The sequence below is a fragment of the Streptomyces sp. NPDC059003 genome, assembly GCF_042740445.1.
Lineage (GTDB): Bacteria > Actinomycetota > Actinomycetes > Streptomycetales > Streptomycetaceae > Streptomyces.
Window position 1 is genome coordinate 1 of record NZ_JBHYJH010000239.1, and the last position, 10,952, is coordinate 10,952.

The 10,952-nt window shown below is 71.8% G+C and carries 8 protein-coding genes; 4 read left to right on the forward strand and 4 right to left on the reverse strand.

What is annotated here, in order from left to right; translation table 11 throughout:
• Nucleotides 1–57: 57 nt before the first annotated feature.
• The gene (locus ACFWZ5_RS41665; protein ID WP_384892341.1) at nt 58–1,236 is read right to left on the reverse strand and encodes an MFS transporter; all 1,179 of its coding nucleotides are present in this window, start codon (nt 1,234–1,236) and stop codon (nt 58–60) included.
• Between the two features lie 115 nt (nt 1,237–1,351).
• Here ACFWZ5_RS41665 and ACFWZ5_RS41670 point away from each other — a divergent pair, with 115 nt between their 5' ends.
• The gene (locus ACFWZ5_RS41670) at nt 1,352–2,236 is read left to right on the forward strand and encodes a LysR family transcriptional regulator (RefSeq protein ID WP_384805298.1); all 885 of its coding nucleotides are present in this window, start codon (nt 1,352–1,354) and stop codon (nt 2,234–2,236) included.
• 18 nt (nt 2,237–2,254) lie between these two features.
• On the opposite strand, the gene ACFWZ5_RS41675 is transcribed toward ACFWZ5_RS41670, so the two are convergent.
• Nucleotides 2,255–2,764 (reverse strand): DUF1203 domain-containing protein, encoded by a 510-nt coding sequence (locus ACFWZ5_RS41675; RefSeq protein WP_384805294.1) that lies wholly within the window; start codon nt 2,762–2,764, stop codon nt 2,255–2,257.
• 148 nt (nt 2,765–2,912) lie between these two features.
• Nucleotides 2,913–3,923: an aspartate-semialdehyde dehydrogenase gene (locus tag ACFWZ5_RS41680; RefSeq protein ID WP_384805292.1), complete on the reverse strand. Its 1,011-nt coding sequence runs from the start codon at nt 3,921–3,923 to the stop codon at nt 2,913–2,915.
• A 261-nt stretch (nt 3,924–4,184) separates the two neighbouring features.
• Here ACFWZ5_RS41680 and ACFWZ5_RS41685 point away from each other — a divergent pair, with 261 nt between their 5' ends.
• From ACFWZ5_RS41685 to ACFWZ5_RS41695, 3 genes are all read left to right on the forward strand, one after another.
• The gene (locus ACFWZ5_RS41685) at nt 4,185–4,727 is read left to right on the forward strand and encodes an RNA polymerase sigma factor (RefSeq protein WP_384805290.1); all 543 of its coding nucleotides are present in this window, start codon (nt 4,185–4,187) and stop codon (nt 4,725–4,727) included.
• A complete protein-coding gene (locus tag ACFWZ5_RS41690; RefSeq protein WP_384805288.1) occupies nt 4,724–5,542 on the forward strand; it encodes a hypothetical protein in 819 nt (272 codons plus the stop codon). The genes ACFWZ5_RS41685 and ACFWZ5_RS41690 overlap by 4 nt, the downstream gene beginning before the upstream one ends.
• A gap of 207 nt (nt 5,543–5,749) precedes the next feature.
• Complete coding sequence (locus ACFWZ5_RS41695; protein WP_384805286.1) at nt 5,750–7,243, forward strand: M28 family metallopeptidase; 1,494 nt, start codon at nt 5,750–5,752, stop codon at nt 7,241–7,243.
• Between the two features lie 111 nt (nt 7,244–7,354).
• Here the strand turns inward: ACFWZ5_RS41695 and ACFWZ5_RS41700 are convergent, their stop codons facing one another.
• Nucleotides 7,355–10,669 (reverse strand): S8 family serine peptidase, encoded by a 3,315-nt coding sequence (locus ACFWZ5_RS41700; RefSeq protein WP_384806481.1) that lies wholly within the window; start codon nt 10,667–10,669, stop codon nt 7,355–7,357.
• Nucleotides 10,670–10,952: the final 283 nt, after the last annotated feature.

The following is a 10,952-nucleotide window of genomic DNA, read 5'->3' on the forward strand; positions in this document are numbered from 1 at the left end:
AGAAGGGGGCCTGGGGGCGGAGCCCCCAGTTCGGGAAGGGGCGGGGTGGGGGACAGATCACCGCTGGCGCGCCACCGCCACCACCCCCAGCGCCACCACCGCCATCCCGCCCCCGACCCACAGCGCACTCGTCACCCCGACCCCGTCCGCGACCCGCCCCCCGACCAGCGCGCCCAGGGCGATGGCGACGTTGAAGACCCCGGCGAACAGGGCGGACGCGGCCTCGCGGGCGTGCGGGGCCGCCGCCATCACCCAGTTCTGGGACGACACGGACACACCCCCGTACGCGAGGCCCCACGCGACGAGCAGGACGACGGACGCGACCAGCGAGTTCCCGGCCGTGCCCATGAGCAGCACCACGCCGCCGAGGCCGGCGGAGATGACGAGGAGGGCCCGCCGCGGATCCCGCGCGGCGAAGGTCCCGCCGAGGAAGTTCCCGACGATCCCGGCGACGCCGTAGGCGAGGAGCAGCCCGCTGATCAGGCCGGCGCCGACGTCAGGCACCCGCTCAAGGACCGGCCGCACGTACGTGTACGCGGCGAAGTGCCCGACGACGAGCAGTGCCACGGCGATGAGCCCGACCCGCAGGCGGGGCAGCCGCAGCAGCCCGCCGAACGCGCCGAGCCGCACGGCCTCGTCGGCGGGCAGCGCGGGCAGCACGACGCGGAGCAGCGCGGCGACGCCGAACCCGAGCACGGCGACGGCCCCGAACGCCCAGCGCCACCCGGTGAGCTCCCCGAGGAACGTACCCGCGGGCACGCCGAGGACGGAGGCGACGGCTATGCCGCTGAAGATGACGGCGGTGGCACGGCCCACGGACTCGGCGTCCACGAGCCGCACGGCGAGCGAGGCGGCGACCGCCCAGACGCCGCCGATGCACAGGCCGACCACGATCCGCGCGCCGAGCAGCACGGCGAAGTTGGGCGCCAGCGCCGACAGCAGGTTCGCGGCGCCGAGCAGCAGCATGAGCCCGCACAGCACGGCACGCCGGTCGGCGTGGCGCACGGCGACGGGAAGCAGGAGCGCCGCGAGGGCCGCGACGACACCGGGCAGGGTGACGGTGAGCCCGGCGGTGCCGTCGGAGACGCCGAGGCCGGACGCGAGCGAGGTGAGCAGGCCGACGGGCAGCATCTCGGTCGTGACGACGGAGAACGTGGCGGCGGCGACGGCGACGACCGCCAGCGGCAGGGTTCGCTGCCGGGTACGGGAGTGGGGGGTCTGGGTCAGGGTTTCCATGGGCACCAGCCAACGCCCGCGCGCCGGTCGGGAACAACGCCGAAGATCTCATCCTTGAATGAGCTGGGCTCATCGATCGACGGCGAGCGAGCGCGAGGTCAAGGAGCGGTCACGTATGGGCGGGCTTGAGGTTCGGGAGCTGGAGTGCTTCCTCGTCCTGGCCGAGGAGCTGCACTTCGGGCGGACGGGCGAGCGGCTGTACGTCTCCCAGAGCAGGGTCAGCCAGCTGCTCGCCGCGCTGGAACAGCGGATCGGGGCGCGGCTCGTGGAGCGTACTAGCCGCCGGGTGCGGCTGACTCCCCTGGGGGAGCAATTCTTGGCCGAACTGCGCCCTGCCTACGCGGAGTTGGCAGGCGTGGTGACCCGGGCCCGGGAGGCGGCGCGGGGTGTGGAGGGGCGGCTTCGGGTCGGCTTCCAGGGCACGGCGGACGCGCGCCTGATGGAGGCGATCACGACGTTCCAGAAGCAGCACCCGGGATGCGTGACGGAGATCGCGGAGGTGCCGTTCGCGGACCCGTTCGGCGCGGTGCGCCACGGCGAGGTGGACGTGGCGATCGTGCTGCTCCCGGTGGCGGAGCCGGACCTGGTCCTCGGCCCCCTGTTCTCCCGCCAGCGGCAGACGGTCGCGGTCTCCGTACGCCATCCCTTCGCGTCCCGCGCCTCGCTGACCGCCGCCGACCTGACGGACACGCCCCTCATCTCGGCGACGGCCCCCGCCCCGGCGTACTGGCGCGAGGCCCACGCCCCGTCGGCCGTGCCCGCGCCCGCCGTACGCACCCTCCAGGAGGGCCTGACGCTGGTCGCCGCCGACCGCGGCGCGATGCTCCTGTGCCGGCCGACGGCCCAGTACCACGGCCGCGAGGACGTCGTCTTCGTCCCGGTGGACGGCCTGCCGGACTCGGTGCTCGGCACGGTCTGGCACCGGGACGCGGAGACGGAGCGGGTGCGGGCGTTCGCGCGGGCGGTCACGGAGACCGAGACCGTCCGCGCGGCGGCCTAGGGCCTGTCCGAGCGGGACCTACGCGGGGCGGTCCACCGCGAACATGAAGCAGCCGTACTCAAGGGCCCGGACGTGCACGAAGGCGACCTCCGGCTCGGCGAACGCCTCGGCGAAGGCCCCGTCGAAGCCGACCGTCGGATTCTGCGGGATCTCCAGGAGCCGCCCGCCGACGATCCGGCCCTCGGAGTCGTAGCGGCGCACGGTCCGCAGCGCTCCGCTCCGGTCGAAGGGGTACGAGTCCGGGGCACTGTCGGGGCCGTCGCACGGGTCCGCGTGGATGAAGACGGGCCCCTGCTCGTCGTACGCTCCCGGCCGCGCGCCGGTGCTCTCGGCCCAGCGGCGCAGCGGGGCGTACGAGACGAGGGCGATGCGCTCGCCGACGCGGGCGGGCTTCAGGCAGCAGCGCAGCGGCGAGCCGCCCTCTCCCTCCTCGACGAACGGGACACAGGGCTTCCCCGCGTCGTCCGTGTGCCGGAGCTGCTTGAGGGTGTCGGGGTCAATGGGGCGAGGTGTGAATGCGGTGCTCATGGGTCCACCTTCATCCCCCGACACCACCCCATACTGGCGGTTTTCAGACATCGAGCTAAGCAGAACGCCGGACGGGCTGGAGAATCCAGCCCGTCCGGCGTTTGAGGACGAGCGCGCAGCGCGATCTACGGCACGCCGGGGACGAGGGTCAGGACTCCGCCGCGACCAACTCCGCAATCTGAACAGCGTTCAGCGCCGCGCCCTTGCGCAGGTTGTCGTCCGAGATGAAGAAGGCCAGGCCGTTCTCGACGGTCTCGTCGCCGCGGATGCGGCCCACGAAGGACTCGTCGCGGCCCGCGGCGCCCAGCGGGGTCGGGACGTCGGTCACGACGACGCCCTCCGCGCCCGAGAGGATCTCCGTGGCGCGCTCGGGGCTCAGGGGGCGCTCGAAGCGGGCGTTGACCTGGAGGGAGTGGCCGGTGAAGACGGGCACGCGCACGCACGTGCCGGAGACCTTGAGGCCGGGGATCTCCAGGATCTTGCGGGACTCGTGGCGGAGCTTCTGCTCCTCGTCGGTCTCGTTCAGGCCGTCGTCGACGACGGAGCCCGCCAGCGGCAGGACGTTGTACGCGATCGGCGCGACGTACTTGTCGGGCTCGGGGAACTCGACGGCCGAGCCGTCGTGGGTGAGCTTCGGGGCGTCGGCGCCGACCTTCTGGACCTGCCCGAAGAGCTCGTCGACACCGGCGAGCCCGGAGCCGGATACCGCCTGGTACGTGGCGACGACCAGGGAGGTGAGCCCGGCCTCCACGTGCAGCGGCTTGAGGACCGGCATCGCGGCCATCGTCGTGCAGTTCGGGTTCGCGATGATGCCCTTGGGGCGGTGCGCGATCGCGTGCGGGTTCACCTCGGAGACGACGAGCGGCACGTCGGGGTCGCGGCGCCAGGCCGAGGAGTTGTCGATCACGACGGCGCCCTGGGACGCGACCTTCTCGGCGAGCGCCTTGGACGTGGCGCCGCCCGCCGAGAACAGCACGATGTCGAGGCCCGAGTAGTCGGCCGTCGAGGCGTCCTCGACCGTCACGCCGTCCAGGACCGTCCCCGCCGAACGGGCCGACGCGAACAGGCGCAGCTCGTCCAGCGGGAACTTCCGCTCGGCGAGGATCTTGCGCATGACCGTACCGACCTGACCGGTGGCTCCGACGATTCCGACCTTCACGGCGACTCCCTTGATCACTAAGACCCTCGGCTGGCTCTGGCGTCCTCCATCATGCGGGGGACCCCGGGGCGCCTGTCCAATTCATTGGGCTTTTAACCAGGTACTGAGACGGGGCCCGACCAGCGAATAAGCCCCCGGTCAAGGGCGGGGGCGCCGAAGGGCGGGGCCCGGGGAGGCGTACGTCACACCCGCGCCGAAGCGGCCCCCGAACGTTTTCCCGCCCTCCCGCGTCCTAGGGGAAACGCGGGAGGGGGAGGGGCATTGCTGCGCAGAAAACCGCGCCGCCCGGAAGGGGGCGTGCCGGGGCGCGAGACGGCCGACCCGCTGGAGCCGGCCCAGGAGGACCGGGTGCGGGCCGTCCTGTCGCTCGGCGGGGTGCCGTACGGGGAGCTCCAGGACGGGGTGCAGCAGGTCAGGCTGCGGCTCCTGGAACGGGCGGCGAAGGGCGAGCGGGCGCCGCGCGACGTCGCGGCGTGGGCCGCGGTCGTCGCCTCCAACTGGGCCATGGACTGGCACCGGGCGCGCCGCCGCCAGGAGCGGCTCGGCGAACGGCTCGCCGCGCTGCGCCCCGAGAGCGCCGCGGACGACGGCGCCGAGTCGCGCGTCCTGTCGCTCGCCGTGGCCCAGGGCCTCGACGCCCTGCCCGACAGCCAGCGCCAGGTCGTCGTCCTGCGCTTCTACGCCGATCTGCCGGTGCGCGCCATCGCCGCGGAACTCGGCATTCCGGAGGGCACGGTCAAGAGCAGGCTGCACGCGGCCGTACGGGTCCTGCGGGAGCGACTGCACGAGGGAGAGGTGGTGTGACCGTGGCGCACGAGGAGCCGTACGAGCCCCATGACGATGTCGACGAAGGGGCCGGCGTCGACGCGCTGATGCTGGCCGTCACGGACGCACCGGTGCCCGAAGAGGCCCGCGACGACGAGGAGTTCCTGGCCGAGTACGCGGCGGCCGTCGCCGACGTCGCGGCACTGCGGGAGCAGCTGCGGGCGGCGGGGGACGCCCTGGCGCGGCGCCCCGAGGGGGAGGCGGCGGCCGAGCGGCCACCGGCGCCCCGGCCCGCACGGGCCTTGCGCACCCCGGCCGGGCGCCGCCGCGCCCTGCTCGCCCTCGCCGCCACGCTCGCCGCCGGGCTGCTCGGCGGCACGGTCTGGCTCGGGGCGCGCGGCGACATCGGAGCCGGGGACGACCTCTACAGCGGAGGCGGGGACGACGGCAAGGCGTTCCCGGAGAGCGGCAAGCGGCGGCCCGACCCGCACAGCGGCACCGAGAACGACTCCGCGAGCCAGTCGCCCGAGGGCTACGTCGCCTGCGCGCGCCTCGTCGTGGAGGGCACCGTCGAGAGCGTCGAGCCGCTGCCCGGCGGCGTACAGGACCGGATCACGCTCGACGTGTCCCGCTCCTACAAGCCCGCCAAGGCCCCGGACGAGGTCACGTTCGTGATGGACGTGAACGTCGACCCGCGCCTCGAAGCGGGGGACCGGGCGCTGATCGGGATCCCCAAGGGCGAGGAGTCGCCGGACATCTGGTCCACGGGGAAGCAGCTCGCGCGGGAGCGGAGGTGGATCGTGAAGGCGCTGCCCAAGGCCAGAGCGCTTGAGGCCAAGGGAGTGGAGTGCTGAGCCGGGCCCGGCCGAGGGACCGGAGTGGAGTGCTGAGTTCCGGTGACGTTTGGGTGAAGGCGCTGTTGCGCCCGCCGATAAACCCTTTGAACTGGGGTTTTTCCAGGCTAACTTCCTTCCACCGCGATCACTGATGATCACTGGCGATCCGGTGATCATCGAAACGATCACGGGACCGTTCAGCGAACCCCCCATGGAAGGAACCCCGTGCGCGCACCCCGCAGCCGGGCCGCGGCCGCAATCGTCTCCGCGGCCGTCGCCCTCCCCGTCCTGTTCGTCGCCGCACCCCAGGCGGGCGCGCAGGGAGGCCACGCGCCGCAGCCGACGCAGGAGCAGCAGGCCAAGAAGCTCGCCAAGAAGCTGGTCAAGAAGTCGTCCGGCAAGAGCGCCTTCCGCCACCTGGAGAAGTTCCAGGAGATAGCCGACAAGAACGGCGGCAACCGCGCGGCCGGCACCAAGGGCCACAAGGAGTCCACCAAGTACGTCCACGACCGCCTGAAGAAGGCCGGTTACAAGGTCTCGTACCAGGACTTCACGTTCTACTCGTCGAAGACCGTGCGCGAGGGCGCGGCGGTGCTCTCGCCCGAGGCGCGCAAGCTGAACGCCGTGGCGTTCGACTTCAGCAAGGCCACGCCCGAGGGCGGCATCGCGGCCCCGCTCGCCGCCGCCCGCGTGGACGACACGCCCGGCTGCGAGGCCGACGACTACGCGTCCGACACCTTCACCGGCAAGATCGCGCTCGTGAAGCGCGGCACCTGCTCCTTCGCCGAGAAGGAGGCCGCCGCGACCAAGGCGGGCGCCATCGGCCTGCTCCTGTACAACCACTCCGGCGACAAGCCCGTCCACGGCAACCTGGAGAGCCCGGCGAACGCGCACATCCCCGCCGTCGGCGTCACCCTGGCCGAGGGCGAGGCGCTCGCCAAGCAGGTCGCGCAGGGCGAGGTCAAGGTCAACATCGACGTCGCCACCGAGGCGGTCCCGCACAAGACCCGCAACGTCGTCGCGGAGACCCGCGGCGGCCGCGCCGACCGCGTCGTCGCGCTCGGCGCCCACCTGGACTCCGTGCCCGAGGGCCCCGGCATCAACGACAACGGCTCCGGCTCCGCCGGTCTCATCGAGGTCGCCGAGCGGCTCGCCAAGGAGACCAAGGGCGGCAAGAAGCTGAACAACAAGGTCCGCTTCGCCTGGTGGTCGGCCGAGGAGCTGGGCCTGCTCGGCGCGGACCACTACGTGAAGACCCTGACGCCGCAGCAGAAGAAGAACATCAAGCTCTACCTGAACTTCGACATGATCGGCTCGCCGAACGCGGCGGAGCTCGTCTACGACGGCGACAACTCCGACAACGTCGGCTCCGGCGCGGGCCCCAAGGGCTCCGCCCAGATCGAGAAGCTCATCAACGGCTACCTCGACAAGAAGAAGGTCCCGCACTGGGGCACCGACTTCGACGGCCGCTCCGACTACGGCCCCTTCATCGCGGAGGGCATCCCCGCGGGCGGCACCTTCACCGGCGCCGAGGGCAAGAAGACCGAGGAGCAGGCGGCGAAGGCCGGTGGCAAGGCCGGTCAGCCGTACGACCCGAACTACCACGCCAAGGGCGATGACATCAAGAACATCAACCGCAAGGCGTTCGACCTGAACATCGACGTCATCGCGCACGCGGTGGGCACGTACGCGCAGGACATCCGGTCGCTCAAGCACTGACGCTCTGACGCTCTGACGCATAGGGCGTAGCAAGCGGCAATAAGCAGGTGGGGGCGGGCACTTGACCAAGTGCCCGCCCCCACCGGCGTACCGGGTTACTTCCTCACCGGGTCACGGCGTGACCTTCTCCACCGTCACGCTGCCCGTGCCCGCGACCGTGCCGCGCGCGTTCAGCAGGTTCACCTCGCCGAACAGGACCCGGCCCTCGGCGGCGGGCGTGCCCACGACCAGGTCCGCGGTGACGTCCGCCGACTGGCCGCCTGCGAGCTTGACCGCCTTGGACTCGTCGACCTTCACCTCGCCGAGCGAGGCGGAGAAGAACACGTCACGGTAGTCGTACGCGGTCTCGCCCGACGGGATGGAGTAGCCCGTCACCTCAATGGTGTACGTGCCCGGGGCCGGCTTGGCGATGCTCACCGACTCCTCCGCGTCGCCGTCCGCGGAACTCCCGACGACCTTGCCGTCCTTGAGGACCGCGAGGTCCAGGTCGGCGCGGGCGTCCGAGGTGCGGCCGATCGCGGCGTCGAGCCGGGTCGCGCCCTCGGGCACCACGACGGTCGTGGTCTGCTTCTGGCCCGGCTTGACGGTGGGCCGTGCGGTGGCGGCCGAGCCGAGCGAGCCGCCCTTCAGCTTGCCGTCGACGGCGGCGTAGTTGTTCGTCGCCTTCCACGTGACCGGCGTTGCCGCGCCGACCTTCGCGTCGGCGACCTTCAGGGGCGCCGGGGCGAAGGACACGCCGAGCGCGGCGACGTCCAGCTTGTACGGGTTGTCGAGCAGCGGCGAGGTACGGCGCGCCTCGACCTCGATCTCCCAGACGCCGGGCGTCGGGTCCGGGTACGACCGGACGTCGGGACGGCAGGTGTTGTCCGGGTTCGGGAAGTTCGGGTAGCAGACGAGCGACGACGTCGACTCGGCCGGGAGCCCGTACGGGTGGATGGAGATGAACCGCGTCTGGCTCTTGTCACCGAGCCCGCCGAGCGCGACCTCGAGGGACTTGGCGCCCTTGGGGACCGTCACGAAGTGCGACGCGGTGCCGTTGCGCTTGACCGAGCCCGACGCCTGGTACGTGAACGACGGCTTGGCGAGCTCCTTGGAGACCACCACGGTCGTCATGATCTGGTGGTCGATGCCGCGGGTGCGCTTGTCGTCCACGGTCAGCCGGGCGCTGGAGACGCCCGCGGACTTCGGCTGCGCCTGCACGCGCACCGTCGCCGCCTTGTCGCGGGTCAGGAAGATCTCGCTGTCGCCGAGGATCTTGAACGTGCCCTCGTGGTTGTTCGCGAGCTTCAGCTGGTGGCGCACCGGCCCGCGCGGCCCGGTGGTCCGCGTGACGGTGATCTTGTACGTCTTCTTCTCGCCCGCCTTCAGGCCGCCCTCGCGGTCGTACAGGCCCGTGCCGGGCTTCTTCAGCTCCTGGTCGAGGGCCGTGTCGACGGGCGCCTTGACCGTGTACTCATGGGCCTTGGCGCCGCCCTTGATCGCGTCCCAGGCGCCCACGATGTCGATCCGGCCGGTGCCCTGCTCGTAGGCCTGCGTGCCGGGGATGCGGTCGGCGCTCGACGTGAGCGCGGTGCGCAGCTTGGCCGGGGTGAGGTCGACGCGCTGCTGCTTGGCGGCGCTCAGGAGCAGCGCGGAGGCGCCCGCGGCCTGCGGCGACGCCATCGACGTGCCCTGGAGCATCGAGTAGCCGGCGGGGAGCTTGTAGCCCGCCTCCGCGGCCGGGGAGCCCGGCAGCCAGGTCTGCGTGGTGTTGATGGCCGAGCCCGGTGCGGTGATCAGGGGCTGGAAGCCGCCGTCCTCACGCGGACCGCGCGAGGAGAAGTTGAACATCCCGTACTTCCGGGTCACCTCGGAGCCGTAGTTGGCGGCCCAGGTCTCCTTGGAGATCGCGGCGCCCACGGAGATGACGTGGTCGGCGAGCCCGGGGTCGCCGATGGTGTTGGCGCCGGGGCCCGAGTTGCCGGCCGAGATCACCAGCTGCACGCCGTACGTGTCGATGAGGCGCTTGTACAGCTCCGCGCGGGCGTTGTTGCCGTCGTTGAGCGCGGGCAGACCGCCGATGGACATGTTGACGATGTCGACGCCGCGCTTGGTGACGAGGTCGATCATGCCCTCGGTGAGCGCGACGTTGGTGCAGCCGCCGGTCCAGGTGCAGGCGCGCGAGGACACCAGCTTGGCGCCGGGGGCCGCGCCGTTCATCTTGCCGCCGAACAGCTTGTTGGCGGCCGTGATGCCCGCGACGTGCGTGCCGTGCTCGGACTCGATGACGCCGATGTTCACGAAGTCGGCCTTCTTGCCGACCCAGTCGCCGCCGTACGGGTCCGTCGGCACGTCCTTGCGGATCTCCACGACGAACGGCACGCGCTCGGCGACGTCGGTCGCCGGGTCGTCCTTGCCGAAGTAGCCGACCTGGTGCTTGTCCCCGTAGGGCTTCATCACCGCGTCGTCGGTGAAGTCCTTGTTGTCGTTCAGGTCGACGCGGACGGTGCCGGCCGCCGGGTCGTACAGGACGCCCCAGGTGTCGGTCGTGTCCCCGTCGCGGTTCAGGTCGCCCTTGGCGTCACCGCCGGTGGTCGCGGCCTCGCGGAAGCGGTTGACCTGGAAGGAGCCCGCGGGGGACTTCCAGGTGTCGCCGTCGAAGGTGAACGTCGGCCCGCTGACCGGATTCGTCATCCGGCGCCAGGTCGCGTCGGCGTCGACGATCGGGTCGGTCGCCGTCACCCAGTCCGTGATCTTGCGCGCGCCGGTCGTCGTCTTCTGCAGCGCCGGGTGCCGGAGGTCGACGCCCGAGTCGAGGATGCCGATGGTGATGCCGCGCCCGTCGGCCTTCGGGTGCTTCTTCACGAAGTCGACGGCGCCGGTCTCGAAGGACGGGTTGTACGGGTTCGTGGCGGGCGTGTTCTTGTCCGGCGCCGGATAGGCCGCCGCCGCGCCGGACTTGGCCGCCTTGGCCCCCTTGCCGCTCCCCGGCTTGGGGTCGTCCAGCTTGATCTCCTGGCGCAGGTCGATGCCATGTACGGAGGTGAGCTTGCTCGCCGCCGCGATCGCCGCGTCGGCCTTCGCCGTCGGCACGGAGGCGCGGACGTAGCCGAGCTTGTCGTAAGTACGGCCCACCGAGCCGCCCTTGACGGCGTCCAGCTGCTTCGCGACCTGCTCGGTCGTGCCCGGGGCGGTGGCGACCATCATCGTGACGGTCTTGTCGCCGTCCGCCTTCGCGTCGGCGAGCAGCTCCGCGTCGGCGGCGCCGAGCTTGGCGGCGGCGTCCTTCGGGGCGGCGGCCGTGGCGGCGGGGGCGGGGGTGTCGTCGGCGAACGCCAACGGGAGTGGCGCTGCCACACCCAGGGCGGCCGCCACGCCTATCGCGGTGGCGAGGCGGGCCGTGCGTCTCGCACCCGGGGTGGGTGCGCTCTTCGAGTCGGGGGTCATCGGCATCCCTGTGCGTCAGGTCGAGTTGATCGTGTTGATCGAGTTGATCGAAGGGTCCGGAATACGGGACCGGATGACCGCTCAGCTTTATGCACGGTGTACGTGTTTGGGGAGGGCTGTCGGTGACGGGTTGTGTGCGTGGCGTACTTCCGCCATACGCCATGCGGCGCGTAGCAGGACATAACGGGACGCCACCTCCCTGTCACGCACCCGCCCCTGGGGGCTCCGCCCCCAGACCCCCTTCTCTCCGGCGCTGCGCGCCTCGCCCTCAAACGCCGGGCAG